An 18913-nucleotide genomic window follows, 5' to 3' on the forward strand; every position below is an offset into this window, starting at 1 on the left:
TATAAATATGGACTTAAATAATGTATTTAAAAATAACGAAAAGTGGATTAAAGATAAACTTGCCGTTGATTCTAATTATTTTGAAGACTTAGGGAAAGGACAAAAACCAGAATTGTTATACATAGGGTGTTCCGACAGTAGAGTCACCGCTGAAGATTTGATGGGATTAGGTCCTGGTGAGGTTTTTGTACATAGAAATATCGCCAATATGGTTATTGGTACAGATCTAAATGCCATGTCTGTGGTCGATTATGCTGTAACACATTTAAAGGTTAATCATGTTGTAGTTTGCGGACATTATGCTTGTGGTGGTGTAAAAGCAGCCATGCAATCTGCAGATTTAGGTGTTTTAAATGGTTGGTTAAGAAATATTAGAGATGTCTATAGAATTCATCATAATGAATTAAATGCGATTGAATGCGAAGAAAAAAAATATGATCGTTTAGTAGAACTTAATGTAAAAGAACAATGCGTTAATTTAATTAAAACGGCTGCTGTTCAAAAAGCATATAGAGATCGTGGTTTAAAAGTACACGGTTGGGTGTTTGATGTACACACCGGAAAACTCATTGATTTGAAAATAGACTTTGAAAAATATCTCAAAGATATTATGGAAATTTATCACTTAGATTAGTAAAAAACGCCATTCGAAAGAATGGTTTTTTTTATGCGTTTTCCTCAGTAGTGTCTGGCTCAGCGTCTGCTTCTGATTCGCTTTTAATGATTGATGGAAAAATCATAGGAGCTAATGATTTTATAGGCTCGTAAAGCGTGCTTTTTTCCAAATCTTCTTTTTCCATAAAGGGTAAGGTGTTATTCATTTTATGAAAAACACTCAAAAGTACACTAAGAATTAATCCAATTTTAAGCGCTCCAAAAACAGCGCCTGCGAGTTTATTGATGATTCCTAAAGCGGCGAAATCGGCTAGTTTGGTTAATGCTTTTCCGGCTAGGCTAATGACTAAAACAATCACGACAAAAGTGATGGCAAAAGCAACGATATTAATGGTTTTTTCATTCCAATCTACCTTAGGTTTTAAAAAGCCTGCGGCAAAATCACTAAAATGAATCGCGCCATAAACACCCAAAACTAAAGCCAATAAAGAAGCAACTTCTACAAAAAGCCCTTTAAATAACCCACGTACAAATCCGAATAATAAAAGGGAGGCTAAAATAATATCAATTATACTCATAGAACTAGCGGTTTAAACAAAAGTACATGAATTTTTTAAGTTCAAATTTTAGTAAATCAAATAATTTAAACTTAGGGCTAATAAGATAAACTATACTTTTTTTCTGATTTATAAATAATAACGCATTTCAACCTACTTTAGTTTATTAACTTTGAAACCTTATAAGAAGTTGAACTTGAAGGAGAACTCTTCAACTTAAAACTTTGAATTATTAATTAAAGAGATTCCCGTTTTACGGGAAATGAACATGGCAAGAGACGAACAATTAAAAGAACGATGGGAGTTGGTGGTAGAGAAACTCTCAAACCAATTTGCTGATGGAGACCGATTAGATCTCGACTCTATAATATATCTTATTGGTGTACAGGAGCTTGGTCAGTTTCATCGCGAGTATAAAAAAGATCACAAACTCGATTTAATGCATATAGCAATTTGTAAGGTTTTAGCACCTTATGGGTTTTATGAGTTTGATTATGTAGATGAAGAAGGTTGGCCACACTACAAAGTATTAGCGCAATTACCACATCTAAAAGCTGGTGAACAAAGTGTGCTGATGAAAGAGGCTATTGTAAACTATTTTTTGGAAACAGAATATATCAATTAGCTAAGACTTGATACAGCTACCTTATCTCGCAAAAAAAAACTAAATTTGCACTCGTTTTTGAATAGAACTCATGATAGACAAGATAAAAGAACTCATAGCAGAAGCAGAAGCTTTTAAAGCACAATCTAAAGAAGAGGTTGAAGCCTTTAGAATTAAGTATTTAGGTTCAAAAGGACATTTAAAGGCATTTTATGGCGAATTAAAAAATGTGGCGAACGATCAGAAACGTGAATTCGGACAGATAATTAACGAGCTTAAAATTACAGCAGAAACTAAAGTCAACGATTTAAAGGAAGCTTTAGAAAGTAAAGAGGAAGACAAAGGGATTTTTGGTGATTTATCGCGTCCTGGTGAGCCGATTGCTATTGGTGCACGTCATCCTATTTCTATAGTTAAAAATGAGATTATTGATATCTTTTCGCGCATTGGTTTTAACGTTAGTGAAGGGCCAGAAATTGAAGATGATTGGCATAACTTTACAGCGTTGAATTTACCAGAATACCACCCAGCGAGAGATATGCAGGATACGTTTTTTATTCAAACCGATCCAGATATTTTATTACGTACACATACAAGTTCTGTACAAGTACGTTATATGGAAAACAATCAGCCTCCAATTCGTACAATTTCTCCAGGAAGAGTTTATAGAAATGAAGCGATTTCTGCACGTTCACATTGTTTCTTTCACCAAGTGGAAGGCTTATATATTGATAAAGATGTGAGTTTTGCAGATTTAAAACAAACCTTACAATACTTTACTACAGAGATGTTTGGGAAGTCTAAAATTAGATTACGTCCTTCATATTTTCCGTTTACTGAGCCAAGTGCAGAGGTAGATGTATATTGGGGATTAGAAACCGAAACAGATTATAAAATTACTAAAGGTACAGGTTGGTTAGAAATTATGGGCTGCGGAATGGTAGATCCTAATGTATTAGAAAACTGTGGTATTGATTCTAAAGTCTATTCTGGGTTTGCTTTCGGAATGGGAATTGACCGTATTGCGATGTTATTAAACCAAATTAGCGATATTAGATTGTTGAGTGAGAATGACGTTCGATTTTTAGAGCAGTTTAAATCAGCATTATAAACTTTGAAAAAAGACATCACAATACCAGAAGTAAAAGATGTTCATGTTGCCGTGGTGCAAGAAGAACATTTGGAATATAAAACTCAAGATTGGAATGCTTATATCATTAATAATAGCGATAAAGATTTAGATACGGTTCTTATTGTTACCAGAGGTTATAGTGACACTAAAGTAACACCTATAATGCGCCATACGATTGCAAAACTACCCGCAAGAAGTTACGCTAAAATTGAATATCTACAAGAAAAGGTTTTAGAGCTGAACAACGAGTTTAAAATCACGTTTTTTGAAGGCAACCAAATGTTTGATAAAACGTATGTATTCAGAAAAAATACAATCAACGAAAAGGCTTTACAGGCTATTCCGTTAATGCAATTACGTGGTATTTTGGTAAAGTAGCTATTAGCTGTTTGCTATTGGCCTTTAGCTAATAGCAAACGGCTAACAGCTAAAGGCTATATTGTCAATCCAACTTATCCGTCAATTTCTTAAATACTTTCTTAGGATCTTTATTGTCATAAAGAATATCGTAAACAGCATTAATTATAGGTAGCTGTGTTTTCTTTTTGTTCTTTTTATTTAATTCAAAAGCACTTTTTGTGGCGTAGTAACCTTCAGCCACCATATTCATTTCCATTTGTGCCGATTTTACGGTGTAGCCTTTACCTATCATGTTTCCGAACATACGGTTTCGAGAAAAAACAGAATAACCAGTCACTAATAAATCACCTAAATAAGCCGAATTATTAATGTTACGTTTCATCTTATGCATTTTTTTGATAAAACGTTTCATTTCTCTAATAGAGTTACTCATCAAAACACTCTGAAAATTATCACCATAACCCAATCCATGAGCCATTCCGGCTGCAATAGCATAAATGTTCTTAAGCATTACAGCGTATTCTATACCAATAACATCATCGCTCGTTTTTGTTTTAATGTAATCGCTCGATAATTTGTCGGCAATAGCTTGTGCTTTTTTAGCATCGTCGCACGCAATTGTTAAATAAGATAAACGCTCTAAAGCGACTTCTTCGGCATGACAAGGACCAGCAATGATAGCAATGTTTTCAAAAGGAATAGCATATTCATCATTAAAATGCTCACCAACTAATTTCCCTGTTTCTGGCATAATACCTTTTACGGCAGATACAATCGTTTTTTGACTAATATCTGTAGTTAGTTTCTCTAGTTCGCCATGAATAAAGGCCGATGGAATTACAAAAATAAGCACGTCTGCCCATTCCGCAATTTCATTAATATCATTACTTAGTTTTAACTGATCTGTATGAAATTCTACAGAACTCAAATAACTAGGGTTGTGTTTTTCTTTTAAGATATGTTCTTTGGCATAAACGCTTCGCATATACCAACCAACTTCATCTAAGTTTTCGCAAAGCATTTTTACAATGGCTGTAGCCCAACTTCCTGCACCAAAAACAGCATATTTTGTAGTAGTACTCATAGTGTTTTAATCAAATTTGTAATTCAAAGTTACGGAAAATTTATAGAATCGTTAACGCTAAAACCATGTTAAACCTTCGATATTAAAAGGCGTTTTAGATGTGATAACAATTAGTATAGATATACCTTTGGAAGGTCTGAAATAACGTCAAAATATTTTTTGGCACGTCTTTTGAAAAGCTATAATTAACAACCTTTAAAACGCTAGATTATGAAAACGACAAAACTACTATTAGGATTTGCATTTATTGCAACACTATTTACCTCGTGTTATGTAGAAGAAACACGTTATGTTGATGAACCGTCAGTTTCATTAAATCAATTACTAAATTCATATGATTTATGGTACGTAGATATTAATGCGACACAAGGGTACGGAGAAACACCATTTTTACAAGTTGCATTTACAGTCTCATTTAATAATGGTCGTATGTACGCAAATAATAATTTAGTTGGCATCGGAAGCCAAGGCAATGGTTATGGTGTTGAAATAGGAAGTTATAACGCTTATGACGGGATTTTAGATGTCTATCATATTATTGATGGTTACGACAGTTTTGATGTGTACCAAGTAGATAATAATACCATTGAATTATACAATCCTTTTAATGATACCTCTTATTTTTTAGAGGGTTATCAGCGTTCAAGTTTTGATTACGACTATGTGTTTTATGACAATATTCATTATTTCTTACAAGAGTATGAAGCTTGGGAAAAAACGTATACAAGCAATTATGGAGCCTTAAATGATTTTGATAGTGAGAACTATTTACAGTTTTTAGCTGGTGGAAATGATGCAACATTTAGAAGTTCTCAAGATCAAAACGTCTATAACACAAACAATATCTTTTGGGATTTTATAGGTGACTATGAGGTGCGAGATGTCTCTGGAAATAGTTACTTAAAAAGATTAACATTAGATTATGATTTCTTCAGCAATGAATACTTCGAATTGAGCGTTATTAATGATAGTACGATAGAGTTGTTTCATGCAAACTCTGGTACCCTGTACGAATTTAGAGGAAGAGGATACATACAGTATTACAGAAGCACAGGTGTAGAAGGGAAGTCAACTACAGAAGTTGATAGGTATAAAAAACGTAAGCAAAAAACAAAGAAAATAGAAAATACTAGAGAAAGTACACGAAGCATTTAAGGCTATAGATAAATTACAAGATGTAATTTAAAATTGGGATTTCATCTAAGCCCTAAAGAAAAATAAAATTATACATATGAAACTAAATTTGGTTGGTTATTTAGTTTCAAAACGCTCAGTTAAAACACTTGTTTTTACTGGGCGTTTTCTTATTAATACGATGATGAATTGTCATCCGAATTATTTTTCCATTGTATAAGTCGCGTTAACACGCTGTCATCAGTGCCGTATCTTCTAAATGAACCGGTTCGGTCATCGACGAAGGTATTTAGGATTCTATCGCTAATTTTATCAATAAATAAGAAGCTTAATGCGTCTTTAAGAATAGTAAATGGTGTTAATAGAAACCCTTTTCCAGACCACCATCCTGCGAAAAATGTAATTACGATAGCGTTTAATTTTACTGTTTTTCCACAGCTTGCACAAAGTATTTGTTCATCCCTAGACGAACTAGTTCCAATTAAAAATGATTTAACCGTATGGGTTTCAAAGCCAAATAATTTAGTTTTTTCTAAGCATTTGGGACAGTGTTGATATTGAATTTTTTGGATAAGATTTTTGCGCTCTAAACCCTCAAATGATTTAGTTTCCGAATCAATCCAACTAATAAGACTTAGGTTTAGTTGCCGTGTTATAATTTCATCTTTTAAAACACTGAGGACTTCTTTTCTTAATCCTTTAGATTCATTTCTTGCTATATTTTCAATTTTCGCGTCCGGAAAACGTTTGTAGTTCTCTCTTATGTCTTCAACGCTAAACATAAAATATTTACAATGCTTTTAGTAACACTTCTAATTCCTCAAAACCATAAGGTTTCGCTGTAATAACTTTAGACGCGTCCAATATAAAATACATTGGTGTCGCAGAAATGCCGTAGGTTTTTACAATTGGGTTATCCCATTTTTTTAATCCAATGTGGTGAATAAAATCTGGATAGTTCTTAATTTCTTTAGTCCAGTTTTCGTCATCATCTTCTAATCCAAAGGCTACGACTTTTAAATTGGGTTTATTTTTTACCAGTTTTTTTACTTCTGGTAATTCGCTAAGACAATGACTACAACCACTACTCCAAAAAACTAGCAAGTAGTTTTCTGCGCTTTCTAATTGGTGTAAGCTTGTTTTTTTGCCATTCAAAGTGATTTCAAAATTGGGTGCTTTAGATCCGATTGATGTGTTTTTAAAAGAAATGACCATATCTTCTAAAACTTTATTGTTTGTAGATTTTGCTAATTCTAGTAAATAATTATCCGTAATATAATTGGCAATCGTATTATTTTTTAAAGCTACAAATTGTTGCCAAAGCATTTCTAGCATACTCGATTTAATACTTAAATCATCATCAGTAATCGCAGAGGCAACATCATCAATGTGTTGTTTATAAGTGGCTTCACTTGGGTCTACTACCATATTAAAAACATAAGCAGTAACGCGGTCTATTAAGTAAGATGAACTCTGTAGTAGATAATCACTAAAATCAACGTCTCTTAAATAATGTTGTTTAAGATTTTTTGAATAGGTGCTAATATCTTCATATTGGGTTGGAATATAAGGTCTGTTGGCTTTGATAAACTTAAAAACCAATTTGTCTTTAGCTAATTCTTCATAAGCCGTTTGTGTGTCCTTTAAGGTTTTAAAAATAGCAGTAAAACCTTTTTTATCATTATTCTCTTTAGAGTAATAATTACTAATAGTTTGATTCACCATTTCTATACTTTTAAGATAAGAGTTCCAAAGTTTATTTTCTTCAGAAACTTTAAACTCAACACCTTTTTCGTAACTAAAATTAAAAGCTACAGTTTCTTTTCCATCGTAGATAAAATCGAAATTATTTTCTTCAGGCGGAACGGCATATACAATTTTATAAATACCAGGTGTTAAAGTTGAGTCTAATTGAATCTCAAAATTACCATCACTATCTAATTCTCCTCTATTAACATAATTAGCACTTTCTGGTGTGGCGTGATATAAAAAGGCATAGCTAAAATCTTCAGCTGGTGAAAATGAACCCTTTACACTTTGAGCTTGTAATAGTAAGGGTAAAACCAAAAGTAGGATTAATAATTTTTTCATGGTATTGTATGTTTTATAAAACTGTTTGCTAATTGTTATTTTATTTTTCGGCCTTTTATTCCGGTGGCGCAACCGTAAAAATAATTGATATATTCGACTTCAAAATTATCTCTTTTAAAAATTTGAAAAGCATTTTTAGAATTGCCGAATGCTTCTGTATAAATACCTAACATTTTATCAAATAGCTTTTCGACGAATTTTGGTTCGTAAATTTCTTTCATGCTTAAGACTTATTTACAACTAATACCAACCATTGAATAACTTCAAGAATTAAGCCATTATAATGCTATATCTCCTTTTTAGATCTAATACTTTCAATAATAACCGTAGCCAATATTAAACTACCACCGATAAATGTATTAGGGGAAGGTAGTTCATTTAAAAAAAAGAAGGCAATTATAATTCCAAATATCGGTTGTGTACTGCCAATAATACTCGCTGTACTGGCTTTAAAATATTTTAAACTATTTACAAACATGGTATGTCCAATAGCCGTAGTTACTATGGCTAATAGTAAAACATAAGGATATTGTGTGGTGATATTAGAAGTGTCCATAAAATATAAAACAGGCGCCAATACAATCGTTAACACCACAACTTGATAAAACATCAGCATGGTGCCATTATACGTCGCAATATGTCCTTTTAGCATAAGGATTCTTAAGGCATAACAGATCGCCGAAAGTACACCAAATAGAATGCCTTGCAACTGACTACTTTCTAAATCGAAATCTGGAGCTAATATATAGATGCCAAGAAGTACCATTGACCCGAGTACAATATGGATAGGGTCTAATTTTACTTTTGAAAATAAAGGTTCTAAAAGGGCTATAATCACTGGGAACGTAAATAGTGAAATCATTCCAATAGCTACGTTAGATAGTTTTAAGGCATAGAAATAGAAAACCCAATGACCTCCCATTAATAAAGCAGCAATAAAAAAAGTGAAACGGTCTTTTTTATTATGGATCTTTAAATTAATCCCTTTAAAAAGGCAGAAAAAGAAAAGTATAATTACGGCTAAAATAGAACGCCACCAAATAATTACCGGTGTTGGCATCTCTATAAATTTACCTAACGGTCCAGACGTACTGAGGCATACTGTGGCAATAATGAGCAATAAAAGGTTATTTAAATGACTTTTTTCATTCATTATATATCCTTTAAGGCCATTAATGCTTGTTTGGTGTTTTTAATTTTTTCGAACGTAATTAATAAGCGTAATCCTTTTCGGGTTTGTTTTTCTTTCATTTTGCATTTGCCAGCATTCATCTGTACAAATTGTAAAACTTTAGTAAATGCGTCACTCTGATAAAAACCACTTTGCTGATCTTGCACAAAATAACCAATCATTTTGCCTTGCTTCATAATCAGTTTTTCAATCCCCATTTTTGTTGCGATCCACTTAAGGCGGACGCTGTCTAATAGGTCTGAAACCTGCGTTGGTAACTCACCAAAACGGTCAATAATTTCAGTTTCAAATTTAGCGAGTTCTTCTTCTGTTTTTATCTCGTTGAGTTTGGTGTAAAGATTTAGACGTTCGGTAATGTTGTTGATATAATCATCTGGAAACAACAATTCGAAATCCGTATCAATAGTAATGTCTTTGACATATTGTTTAGGCTTACCATCATCTTTATATAAATCTGAAAACTCAGTTTCTTTTAATTCATCTATGGCTTCATTCAATATTTTCTGATAGGTATCAAATCCGATATCATTAATAAATCCACTTTGCTCTCCACCGAGTAAATCTCCTGCACCACGTATTTCTAAATCCTTCATAGCGATATTAAATCCGCTACCCAGCTCTGTAAATTGCTCTAAGGCTGAAATCCGTTTTCTAGCATCGGCTGTCATTGCAGAATAATCTGGAGTAATAAAATAACAAAAGGCCTTCTTATTACTACGCCCTACACGACCTCGCATTTGGTGTAAATCACTCAGTCCAAAATTGTTCGCATTATTGATAAAAATAGTATTCGCATTTGGTACATCTAATCCGCTTTCTACAATAGTGGTCGCTACCAAAACATCAAATTCACCATTCATAAAAGCGAGCATTAGATTTTCTAGTTTTTTACCATCGAGTTGCCCATGTCCAATACCGATTTTTGCATCAGGCACTAAACGTTGAATCATACCAGCAACTTCCTTAATATTCTCTATTCTATTGTGAATAAAATAAATCTGACCGCCACGTTGAATTTCATAACTCACCGCATCTCTAATGGTTTCTTCACCAAAACGAATAACATGGCTTTCTATAGGATATCTATTTGGTGGAGCCGTGTTAATGACTGATAAATCTCGCGCAGCCATTAGACTAAATTGAAGTGTTCTCGGAATTGGTGTCGCTGTTAACGTCAGTACATCTACGTTTTCCTTTATGGTCTTTAATTTTTCTTTTACAGCAACACCAAACTTCTGTTCTTCATCAACAATCAGTAAACCTAAATCTTTAAATTTTACGTTTTTACTTGCCAATTGATGTGTTCCTATGATAATATCAACGCTTCCTTTTTCTAATCCTTCTAGGGTTTCGCGTTTTTCTTTGGCTGTTCTAAAACGATTCACATAATCTACAGTCACCGGAAAATCCTTCAAACGTTCTTTAAAAGTTCGTGAGTGTTGATAAGCCAAAATGGTTGTTGGTACTAAAACAGCAACTTGTTTACCGTTATCCACAGCTTTAAATGCCGCTCTAATTGCAACTTCAGTTTTACCAAATCCAACGTCACCACAAATGAGTCGATCCATTGGTCGTTCACTTTCCATATCCGCTTTTATATCTGCTGTAGATGTGATTTGATCTGGAGTATCTTCATAAATAAAAGAAGCTTCCAACTCTAATTGCATATGGCTATCTGGAGCGTACTGAAATCCTTTCTTTAATTTTCGTTTGGCATAAAGCTTTATAAGGTTGAAGGCAATTTCCTTAACCCTAGATTTTGTTTTTTGTTTTAACGTCGCCCAAGCTTTGCTTCCTAATTTATAAACCGTTGGAGGCTTACCATCTTTGCCGTTAAACTTAGTGATTTTATGTAACGAGTGAATGCTGAGGTATAAAATATCGCGTTCGCCATATACTAGTTTTATGGCTTCTTGCTTTTTGCCTTCAACATCTATTTTTTGTAAGCCACCAAACTTACCAATACCATGGTCAATGTGTGTAACGTAATCTCCGATTTCGAGATTTGTAAGTTCCTTTAAAGTGATGGCTTGCTTTTTGGCGTACCCATTTTTAAGATGGAATTTATGATAACGATCAAAAATTTGATGGTCTGTATAAATAGCAAGATTATGTTCGGTATCTATAAAACCTTGATAAAGTGAAAGCACCACCGTCTTATAATGAACCGTTTGTTCTGCATCATCAAAAATATCATGAAAACGTTTGGCCTGTTGTTCGCTTACACAAGCGATATAATTGGTAATGCCGTTAGCGTTATTTTCATTTAAATCTTCAATCAACAAATTGAATTGTTTGTTGAATGCGGGTTGTGGCTTGGTATAAAAGGCTATAAGTTGCTGCGCGAAAAAAGCTTCTGTTCCAAATTCAACTAAAGAGTATTCTAAAAATTGACGTTTTAATAAGTCCGAATTACAGAATAATTCTTCAGGAGAGGCATGTTTAACTTCGCTAGATAAATTATTATAAGCCTCTTCCGCTTTATCATAAAAATCATCAATTCTTGAAAACGTCAGGGATGCATTTTTAGAAAAAATAACCGTTTTATTCGAAATGTATTTTAGAAAACTTTCGCGTTGTTCAGCAATCATTTTATTAGCCACATTCGGAATGATGCTCACTTTCTTAATACGCTCCGTAGACAATTGCGTCTCTACATCAAAAGTTCTAATACTATCAACTTCGTCTCCAAAAAACTCTATTCGGTAAGGTTCATCATGCGAAAATGAAAAGACATCGACGATACCACCTCTTACAGAGAAATCTCCAGGTTCGGTAACAAAATCGACACGTTTAAATTTATATTCGAATAAGACTTCATTAACAAAATCGATGCTTAAGTCGTTGCCAACTGAGATTTTTAAGGTGTTCTTATCGAGTTCCTTTTTAGTGACTACCTTTTCAAAAAGCGCATCAGGATAGGTCACAATAATGCACGGTTTTTTACGCGAATTAATTCGGTTTAAAACCTCGGCACGTAAGAGCACATTGGCATTATTAGTTTCTTCAATTTGGTACGGTCTGCGGTAGCTTCCTGGATAAAATAACACGTCTTTATCGTTGATCAGTTGTTCAAGATCATTAAGGTAAAAAGCCGCTTCTTCTTTATCATCAAAAATCAACAAAAAAGGTTTGTCTGCGGTTTTAAAAACTTCGGCAACCGTAATTGAAAATGAGGATCCTACAAGACCTTTTAAATGTGTTTTTGTTTCGCTTTGGGCAATAGCAGTTTGCAGATTTTGCAGTTGCAAAGTCTGTGCGAATGTTTGGGCAATAGATACTTTACTCAAGTTTCTTATTTTGGAACTGCAAATATAAAATTTTTGAAGTGTTCACTAATGATAATTCTTTGAATAGAATTATATTTGTTCAGAATTAATAATTAGATAATAAATAAAGTATATATATGTCATTTTCAGATTTATTCGATAGCGGATTTAAAAAACGTAATGAAGATCATTTTGCAGCTATAGTTAGAGTTGCTAATAGTGATGGTGTTATTACAGAGAAAGAGAAAGCGTTCTTAGATCGTTTAGCAACGCGATTAGATATTTCGGAGTTAGAGTACAAACAGATATTAATCGATTATAAAAGTCATCCTATTAATCCACCAACATCTTATGATATGCGTTTAGAGCGTCTTTATGATTTGGCGCGTATGGTATGGGTTGATGATATTGAAGGTCCAAATCAGCATTGGTTATTAGAGAAACTTTGTGTTGGATTAGGATTTAGTGCCAATAACGTTAAATATATAGCAGATAAGGCTTTAGCCTTGGCTCATGATAAAGTAGATCTCGATACCTTTATTGACGGTATTAAGTCAATGAATGAGTAAATAGTAATAGCATAAAAAGCGACTATATTTAACATCGATACGTTAAAATATAGTCGCTTTTTTATTGCTTCAAGTTAAGTGAAACTTGAAGTCTTAAGAGAGAAGCGTAATTTATAATTCCTCGTTACGCATAAATTCTTCTGCTTTTTCTACCATATTCACGCTACCACAAATAAAAGGCACACGTTCATGTAGTTCTGTAGGTACAATATCCATTATTCTTGTAAAGCCATCACTTGCTTTACCATTAGCTTGCTCTGCAATAAAGGCCATCGGATTACATTCATAAAGTAAACGTAATTTTCCCTTCGGATTTTTAGAACTTTTAGGATACATGTAAATACCTCCTTTAATCATATTTCTATGAAAATCAGAAACTAAAGATCCAATATATCGACTAGTATAAGGTCTTTCTCCTTCGTCTTCCTGACAGTATTTTATATACTTTTTAATTCCGACAGGGAAATCAGAATAATTACCTTCGTTTACCGAATAAATATTTCCATCTGCAGGAAATTGCATATTTGGATGCGATAAATAATAAGATCCAATTGCGGGGTTTAATGTAAAACCATTAACACCATCTCCTGTTGTATATACTAACATCGTAGAGGTTCCATATACCACATAACCAGCTGCAACTTGTGCGCTTCCTTTTTGTAAAAAATCTTCTAAAGTTACTGGTGTTCCTAATGGAGTAACACGTCTGTAAATTGAGAAAATGGTTCCTACAGAAACATTAACATCGATATTAGAAGAGCCATCTAAAGGGTCAATTAAAACAATATACTTGTTTTGGTTATTTTCATCTTGGCTATTAATAGCTATAAAATCATCTTCCTCTTCACTCGCAATACCACAAACGATATTTCTTTTGGTTAACGTTTGAATAAACTTTTCATTAGCATAAACATCTAGCTTTTGCTGATCTTCACCTTGTATATTAGTATCACCAGCATTACCAATGATATCTACTAAACCAGCTTTGTTAACTTCGTGATTAACGACCTTAGCAGCTAAACGAATAGAATTTAATAGACGAGAAAGTTCTCCAGAGGTATATTTAAAAGACGTTTGATTTTCAATTATAAATTCCCCTAAAGTTTGATTTGGTTTAGACATTAAGTATAATATTGATTAGTAGCACACAAATATCGCCTTTTTTAGCAAACTACAACGTTTTCGTACTTTAAAAAAATTGTTTTGTAAACTGAGATTAGATTATCTTTGAATCTTTTATTTGCAAAATGAAACAACCAAGATTAGCACTTATCGAAGATATGCCAAGAGTTTTAGAACTTATTGAAGAATTGGCAACGTTTGAAAAAGAGGAGGATGCTGTAGAAATTACAGCATCTGATTTAGAGAATGATGGCTTTGGAGCAGATCCGAAATTTACTTGTTTTGTTAGCGAGCTTGATCATAAGATTGAAGGTATTGCCTTAGTATATATGAGGTATTCTACTTGGAAAGGCAAAATTTTACATTTAGAAGATCTTATTGTGAGTGAAAAATGTAGAGGGAAAGGAGTTGGTACTCAGCTTTTAGATGCCGTTGTAAAACATGCGAAACAATTAGGCGTAAAACGCGTAAGTTGGGAAGTTTTAGATTGGAATGAACCCGCTATAAAGTTCTACGAAAGTAAAGGTGCAGATGTAAAACGCGATTGGAATGTGGTACATCTGGATGAAAATGGAATTGAAAATTATTTAAATAAAATATAATGCGCATTTTTAAGTTTGGTGGGGCATCGGTGAAAGATGCAGATGGTGTAAAAAATTTAGCAAAAGTTTTACAAACTACAGGTTATGATAACACTTTAGTTGTGATTTCAGCAATGGGAAAAACAACGAATAGAATGGAGTTGGTTATCAAAAATTATTTTGAACATAAAGAGGAATTACAAAGTGCAATTCACGATGTTATTAAATGCCACAATGACATTTTAGTCGATTTATTTGAGAATAATCGTCATCAAGTCTTTACGGATGTAAAGTCTTTTTTTGATGAATTAAATGCCTTTTTTAAAAGCAATAAATCGCCAGATTATAATTATGTGTATGACCAAGTTATAGGTTACGGTGAATTAATATCGACCACAATAATTAGTCATTACCTAAATGAAATTGGATTAAAAAATAATTGGGTTGATGTTAGAGAGTTTGTAAAAACAGATAATTATTACAGACGCTCTAATGTAAATTGGGAAAAAACACAAGAGAACATTTCGTCTCATTTAAATGCTAATATTCTCAATATTACTCAGGGATTTTTGGGTAGTGATGCTAATAATTTTACCACAACTTTAGGTAGAGAAGGTAGTGATTATACGGCTGCGATTTTTGCGTATTGTTTAAATGCAGATAGTGTTACGATTTGGAAAGATGTACCAGGTGTTTTAAATGCAGATCCGAGATATTTTGAAAACGCACAATTATTACATCAAATATCCTATAGAGAAGCTATAGAGTTGGCTTTTTATGGAGCTTCTGTAATTCACCCTAAAACGCTTCAGCCATTACAACAAAAGGAAATTCCGTTGTATGTAAAATCATTTTTAAATCCGGAAGGAGCAGGTACATGTGTAAGTAAAGGAAAAGCTTTAGTGCCAGAGGTTCCGTGTTTCATAGTTAAGAAAAATCAGACTTTAATTTCATTGTCATCCTTAGATTTTTCATATATTATGGAAGAAAATATTAGTGAAATATTTAGTTTGCTACACTTGTATAAAATGAAGGTTGATGTGATTCAGAATTCTGCTATTAGTTTCTCTGTTTGTATTGATAATTTATTTGATAATTTAGAGAAATTGCTTCAACATTTAAAAGCAAAATTTAAAGTTGTTTGTCATAATAATGTCAGCCTTTATACGATTAGACACTATAATGATGTTGTGGTAAAAGAGCTAGAGAAGGATAAAGAGGTGTTGTTGAAGCAATTAGCGCAGGGGACAGTTCAAATAGTTACTAAATAAATAGTTATTACATTTGTTTTATGGGGAAAGCATCCGATACTGGTTTAGTTACCGCAAAAGAAGTCGCTAAAGCAATTAATGCTGATAAGTATGGTTTCTTGGGTACTTTTTTTGGTTGGACATTGATGAAAGTCCTTAAGATATCTACAATAAATAAGTTCTATTTGCGCAACAAACACCTTAGTGATGTTGATTTTCTTGATGCTATTTTAGACGAGTTTCAAATTAAGTTTGAGATCCCTGAAGAAGACATGAAACGTCTTCCGAAGGAAGGGCCTTATATTACGATTTCTAATCATCCACTTGGTGGTATTGATGGTATTTTACTATTAAAACTAATGGTAGAACAACGTAGTGATTTTAAAATTATCGCCAACTTTTTATTACATCGAATAGAGCCACTTAAGCCATATATAATGCCTGTAAATCCTTTTGAAGGTAGAAAGGATGCAGCAAGTAGTATTGCCGGTTTTAAAAATGCTATTGGCCATTTAAGAGATGGACATCCATTAGGGGTGTTTCCTGCAGGTGAAGTTTCTACGTATAAAGACGGAAAATTAGTCGTTGATAAGGAATGGGAAGCTGCCGCCATGAAATTAATTCAGAAAGCGAAAGTACCTGTTGTTCCTATTTATTTTCATGCTAAGAATAGTCGCTTGTTTTACAGACTTTCTAGATTAAGTGATACACTAAGAACCGCAAAGTTACCTTCAGAAGTATTAACTCAAAAACGTCGTATAATAAAAGTAAGAGTTGGTAAGGCCATTTCGGTAAAAGATCAAAATGAACATCCAACGCTTCCAGAATTTTCTGAGTTTTTAAGGCGAAAAACATATATGTTGTCTAAAACTTTTGAAGATAAACCTAAGATTTTAGATAATATACAATCGCAATTAAAGGTCACAAAAATACCAAAACGTATTGTGACTCCAATCGCACCAAAAGTAATGATTGCTGAGGTAGATAAACTTAGAGTAAGCGATTGTAGGTTGTTAGAGAGTAAAAATTATGAAGTGTTTTTGGCTTCGGCAAATGACATTCCCAATATTTTAAGAGAAATAGGACGGCTTAGAGAAATTACGTTTAGAGAAGTAGGAGAAGGCACAAATGAAGCTATTGATTTAGATAAATTTGATACCTATTATCACCATATGTTTTTATGGGATAATGAAAAAAACCTCATTGCAGGAGCGTACAGAATGGGCTTAGGTTCTAAAATTTTTGAACGTTTTGGTATCGATGGTTTCTATCTTCAGGATTTGTTTAGATTTGAACCTGAATTGCATAAAATGATGAGCCAATCCATAGAAATGGGTCGTGCGTTTATTATAAAAGAATACCAGCAAAAACCAATGCCTTTGTTTTTACTTTGGAAAGGTATTGTACATATCACCTTACGTTTCCCTGAGCACAAATATTTAATTGGTGGAGTGAGTATAAGTAATCAGTTTTCTAACTTTTCAAAAAGTTTGATGATTGAGTTTATGAAATCTCATTATTACGATCCGTATGTAGCGCAATACGTTCATCCTAAAAAAGAGTTTAAGGTAAAACTGCAAGACGCTGATAAGGATTTTGTTTTTGATGCTACGGAAGCCGATTTAAATAAATTCGATAAAATTATAGATGAAGTAGAGCCAGGCGCATTACGATTACCTGTTTTACTTAAAAAATATATTAAACAAAATGCGAGACTTGTCGCATTTAATGTAGATCCTTTGTTTAATAATGCAGTGGATGGCTTAATGTATATAAAAATTGCAGACTTACCAGAAAGTACCGTTAGACCTGTAATGGAAGAATTTCAGGCGGAACTAGAACGCAAGTTTACAGAGAACAATGAAGACAAATAAGATATATATTTTAATCTTTTTGTTACCCTTTTTTTGTGTATCACAAACGCTTACTGGTAGAGTTATTGATAAAATTACACAACAACCTGTTGAAACGGTGTCTGTGTATTTTAATAATACCACAATTGGTACTACAACAAATAGTAATGGCGAATTTTCAATTGACTACACCGACGCCGTACAATCTACTTTAGTTATTTCTTATTTAGGTTTTGAAAAGGTTTTGATTTCAGATTATAGAAGTCAAAGTAACATTAGTGTAGAACTCGTTGAAGCTGATAATGCTTTAGAAGAGGTCCATTTAGAGTATGACGATGGTTTAACACGGAGACAGAAACTAAGGTTGTTTCGAAAGGAATTTTTAGGAACGTCTAAGTTTGGCGAGTCATGTAAAATATTAAATGAAGATGACTTAATATTAAAATACGATAAACATAATAAAGCATTATACGCAAGCGCTTCAGTGCCACTTAGGATTTTAAATAAAACGTTGCAGTATGAAATTGCATATGATTTAATGGATTTTGAAATCATTTTTAGATATGCAGATCTTACAGGTTTAGAATTTACAATAAACTCTGTAACTTATTTTGGAACCTCATTTTATAAAGGTTTCGATACTGTAAATAAGAGAATTTTAAAGCATAGAAATAGAGCTTATAAAGGTTCTGTGCAACATTTTATGAAATCACTTTATAATAAGAATTTAAAGGAGCAAGGCTATTGGGTTTTTCACGATAAATTTAGAGTAGATGAATGGTCTTTTTTTACCGTAGAGGCTACAGAAAATCAAGATTTTAAAAAGATAACTTTAAAAGAAAAAGTCTCTATTCTTTTTGATAAAGAACATCAATCTATAATTCAACTAGAGATTCCAGAATTTTATGTGGATACCTATGGTAATTACACGCCTGTTATTGGTGTGTATTTTAGTGGAGCAATGGGAAGTCAAAGAATAGGCGACACCTTACCTTTAGATTTTGAATTAGGTGAAAAAGAGTAAATAAAAGAGGTCGTCTAAAAACAATTTAGGCGACCTTTTAATTTTTAATCATGTTGGTTTTATTGTTAAGATACTTGATTAATTATGTAATTAGTTCTTATTTAAAATATAGCAAAGCGATTCTTACATCGCTAAACTCACTTTTTTGAGGTTATGTGCCATTGCAATTAGCCCTATTTCTGTTTCTACTTTTTCAAGACCTCTCAACATGAACCTTTTGAAGTTCATATTGTGTTTTATGTTACCAAAAACCGCCTCAACATCCCAACATCTTTGTTTTCTATGTGCAATACCTTGTGGACTCAATAATTTTTGTTTTGCTTGTGATTTGAGTCTCACTAGCTTGTGATTCCTCTCTACTATCCGATTGTCCTCTGATCTATGACATAAGCTTCTGATCTGGCATCCAGAGCAGTTCTTAGCTTGATACCTCTCTATTTTTTGCTGGTATCCAGTAGCTGTTTTTCTTATATAAC

The 18913-nt window shown here is 33.0% G+C and carries 19 protein-coding genes; 10 read left to right on the top strand and 9 right to left on the bottom strand.

Going from position 1 to position 18913, the window contains the following annotated elements; genetic code table 11:
* The first annotated feature begins 7 nt into the window (after positions 1-7).
* Positions 8-634, top strand: coding sequence for a carbonic anhydrase (locus HM984_RS06690; protein ID WP_115808200.1), 627 nt, complete (start codon positions 8-10; stop codon positions 632-634).
* Between the two features lie 31 nt (positions 635-665).
* Here HM984_RS06690 and HM984_RS06695 read toward each other — a convergent pair whose 3' ends face one another.
* Positions 666-1193, bottom strand: a complete 528-nt coding sequence (locus tag HM984_RS06695) for a CvpA family protein (RefSeq protein ID WP_179348593.1) — start codon at positions 1191-1193, stop codon at positions 666-668.
* Between the two features lie 247 nt (positions 1194-1440).
* Here HM984_RS06695 and HM984_RS06700 point away from each other — a divergent pair, with 247 nt between their 5' ends.
* The 3 genes from HM984_RS06700 to HM984_RS06710 all read left to right on the top strand — a co-directional run bounded on the left by HM984_RS06700 (position 1441) and on the right by HM984_RS06710 (position 3286).
* Entirely contained in the window at positions 1441-1797 is a 357-nt protein-coding gene (locus HM984_RS06700; RefSeq protein WP_115808410.1) for a hypothetical protein, read from the top strand.
* Between the two features lie 70 nt (positions 1798-1867).
* On the top strand, positions 1868-2887 hold the full coding sequence (pheS, locus tag HM984_RS06705; RefSeq protein ID WP_115808196.1) for a phenylalanine--tRNA ligase subunit alpha: 1020 nt from the start codon (positions 1868-1870) through the stop codon (positions 2885-2887).
* Between the two features lie 3 nt (positions 2888-2890).
* Positions 2891-3286, top strand: coding sequence for a hypothetical protein (locus tag HM984_RS06710; protein WP_115808194.1), 396 nt, complete (start codon positions 2891-2893; stop codon positions 3284-3286).
* A 64-nt stretch (positions 3287-3350) separates the two neighbouring features.
* Here the strand turns inward: HM984_RS06710 and HM984_RS06715 are convergent, their stop codons facing one another.
* Positions 3351-4352: an NAD(P)H-dependent glycerol-3-phosphate dehydrogenase gene (locus tag HM984_RS06715; RefSeq protein WP_115808192.1), complete on the bottom strand. Its 1002-nt coding sequence runs from the start codon at positions 4350-4352 to the stop codon at positions 3351-3353.
* Between the two features lie 210 nt (positions 4353-4562).
* Here HM984_RS06715 and HM984_RS06720 point away from each other — a divergent pair, with 210 nt between their 5' ends.
* Entirely contained in the window at positions 4563-5507 is a 945-nt protein-coding gene (locus HM984_RS06720; RefSeq protein ID WP_115808190.1) for a nicotinic acid mononucleotide adenyltransferase, read from the top strand.
* A 152-nt stretch (positions 5508-5659) separates the two neighbouring features.
* Here HM984_RS06720 and HM984_RS06725 read toward each other — a convergent pair whose 3' ends face one another.
* The 5 genes from HM984_RS06725 to mfd form a co-directional block, all read right to left on the bottom strand.
* Positions 5660-6268, bottom strand: coding sequence for a hypothetical protein (locus HM984_RS06725; protein ID WP_179348594.1), 609 nt, complete (start codon positions 6266-6268; stop codon positions 5660-5662).
* Between the two features lie 7 nt (positions 6269-6275).
* Entirely contained in the window at positions 6276-7577 is a 1302-nt protein-coding gene (locus HM984_RS06730) for a TlpA family protein disulfide reductase (RefSeq protein ID WP_179348595.1), read from the bottom strand.
* 35 nt (positions 7578-7612) lie between these two features.
* On the bottom strand, positions 7613-7798 hold the full coding sequence (locus tag HM984_RS06735) for a hypothetical protein (protein ID WP_179348596.1): 186 nt from the start codon (positions 7796-7798) through the stop codon (positions 7613-7615).
* 65 nt (positions 7799-7863) lie between these two features.
* Positions 7864-8730, bottom strand: a complete 867-nt coding sequence (locus tag HM984_RS06740) for a DMT family transporter (RefSeq protein WP_179348597.1) — start codon at positions 8728-8730, stop codon at positions 7864-7866.
* Entirely contained in the window at positions 8730-12059 is a 3330-nt protein-coding gene (mfd, locus tag HM984_RS06745) for a transcription-repair coupling factor (RefSeq protein ID WP_179348598.1), read from the bottom strand. Before mfd ends, HM984_RS06740 begins: the two co-directional genes overlap by 1 nt.
* Positions 12060-12175: 116 nt before the next feature.
* Here mfd and HM984_RS06750 point away from each other — a divergent pair, with 116 nt between their 5' ends.
* Positions 12176-12607: a tellurite resistance TerB family protein gene (locus HM984_RS06750; protein ID WP_115808178.1), complete on the top strand. Its 432-nt coding sequence runs from the start codon at positions 12176-12178 to the stop codon at positions 12605-12607.
* A gap of 111 nt (positions 12608-12718) precedes the next feature.
* On the opposite strand, the gene fbp is transcribed toward HM984_RS06750, so the two are convergent.
* A complete protein-coding gene (gene fbp, locus HM984_RS06755) occupies positions 12719-13729 on the bottom strand; it encodes a class 1 fructose-bisphosphatase (protein ID WP_115808176.1) in 1011 nt (336 codons plus the stop codon).
* 125 nt (positions 13730-13854) lie between these two features.
* On the opposite strand from fbp, the gene HM984_RS06760 reads away from it, so the two are divergent.
* Genes HM984_RS06760 through HM984_RS06775 form a run of 4 tightly spaced genes read left to right on the top strand, consistent with a single transcriptional unit; the run spans position 13855 to position 18437 of the window.
* Entirely contained in the window at positions 13855-14331 is a 477-nt protein-coding gene (locus tag HM984_RS06760; RefSeq protein ID WP_115808174.1) for a GNAT family N-acetyltransferase, read from the top strand.
* On the top strand, positions 14331-15581 hold the full coding sequence (locus HM984_RS06765; RefSeq protein ID WP_115808172.1) for an aspartate kinase: 1251 nt from the start codon (positions 14331-14333) through the stop codon (positions 15579-15581). Before HM984_RS06760 ends, HM984_RS06765 begins: the two co-directional genes overlap by 1 nt.
* Positions 15582-15601: 20 nt before the next feature.
* The gene (locus HM984_RS06770) at positions 15602-17434 is read left to right on the top strand and encodes a GNAT family N-acyltransferase (RefSeq protein WP_179348599.1); all 1833 of its coding nucleotides are present in this window, start codon (positions 15602-15604) and stop codon (positions 17432-17434) included.
* Positions 17421-18437 carry a carboxypeptidase-like regulatory domain-containing protein gene (locus HM984_RS06775; RefSeq protein ID WP_179348600.1) on the top strand — a complete coding sequence of 339 codons (1017 nt, stop codon included), beginning with the start codon at positions 17421-17423 and terminating at the stop codon, positions 18435-18437. Before HM984_RS06770 ends, HM984_RS06775 begins: the two co-directional genes overlap by 14 nt.
* 123 nt (positions 18438-18560) lie before the next feature.
* Here the strand turns inward: HM984_RS06775 and HM984_RS06780 are convergent.
* Positions 18561-18913: transposase (locus tag HM984_RS06780; protein ID WP_179348601.1), on the bottom strand; the 353-nt coding region annotated here is incomplete at its 5' end.

It is taken from the genome of Winogradskyella pacifica (assembly GCF_013403915.1).
Lineage (GTDB): Bacteria > Bacteroidota > Bacteroidia > Flavobacteriales > Flavobacteriaceae > Winogradskyella > Winogradskyella pacifica.

Bases quoted from the DNA above. Each gene is read 5' to 3' on its own strand.
- HM984_RS06720 (WP_115808190.1), top strand. From the start codon at position 4,563: ATGAAAACGACAAAACTACTATTAGGATTTGCATTTATTGCAACACTA.
- HM984_RS06765 (WP_115808172.1), top strand. From the start codon at position 14,331: ATGCGCATTTTTAAGTTTGGTGGGGCATCGGTGAAAGATGCAGATGGT.
- HM984_RS06700 (WP_115808410.1), top strand. From the start codon at position 1,441: ATGGCAAGAGACGAACAATTAAAAGAACGATGGGAGTTGGTGGTAGAG.
- HM984_RS06725 (WP_179348594.1), bottom strand. From the start codon at position 6,268: ATGTTTAGCGTTGAAGACATAAGAGAGAACTACAAACGTTTTCCGGAC.
- HM984_RS06750 (WP_115808178.1), top strand. From the start codon at position 12,176: ATGTCATTTTCAGATTTATTCGATAGCGGATTTAAAAAACGTAATGAA.
- HM984_RS06690 (WP_115808200.1), top strand. From the start codon at position 8: ATGGACTTAAATAATGTATTTAAAAATAACGAAAAGTGGATTAAAGAT.
- HM984_RS06715 (WP_115808192.1), bottom strand. From the start codon at position 4,352: ATGAGTACTACTACAAAATATGCTGTTTTTGGTGCAGGAAGTTGGGCT.
- HM984_RS06730 (WP_179348595.1), bottom strand. From the start codon at position 7,577: ATGAAAAAATTATTAATCCTACTTTTGGTTTTACCCTTACTATTACAA.
- fbp (WP_115808176.1), bottom strand. From the start codon at position 13,729: ATGTCTAAACCAAATCAAACTTTAGGGGAATTTATAATTGAAAATCAA.
- HM984_RS06735 (WP_179348596.1), bottom strand. From the start codon at position 7,798: ATGAAAGAAATTTACGAACCAAAATTCGTCGAAAAGCTATTTGATAAA.
- HM984_RS06770 (WP_179348599.1), top strand. From the start codon at position 15,602: ATGGGGAAAGCATCCGATACTGGTTTAGTTACCGCAAAAGAAGTCGCT.
- HM984_RS06695 (WP_179348593.1), bottom strand. From the start codon at position 1,193: ATGAGTATAATTGATATTATTTTAGCCTCCCTTTTATTATTCGGATTT.
- HM984_RS06760 (WP_115808174.1), top strand. From the start codon at position 13,855: ATGAAACAACCAAGATTAGCACTTATCGAAGATATGCCAAGAGTTTTA.
- pheS (WP_115808196.1), top strand. From the start codon at position 1,868: ATGATAGACAAGATAAAAGAACTCATAGCAGAAGCAGAAGCTTTTAAA.
- HM984_RS06775 (WP_179348600.1), top strand. From the start codon at position 17,421: ATGAAGACAAATAAGATATATATTTTAATCTTTTTGTTACCCTTTTTT.
- HM984_RS06740 (WP_179348597.1), bottom strand. From the start codon at position 8,730: ATGAATGAAAAAAGTCATTTAAATAACCTTTTATTGCTCATTATTGCC.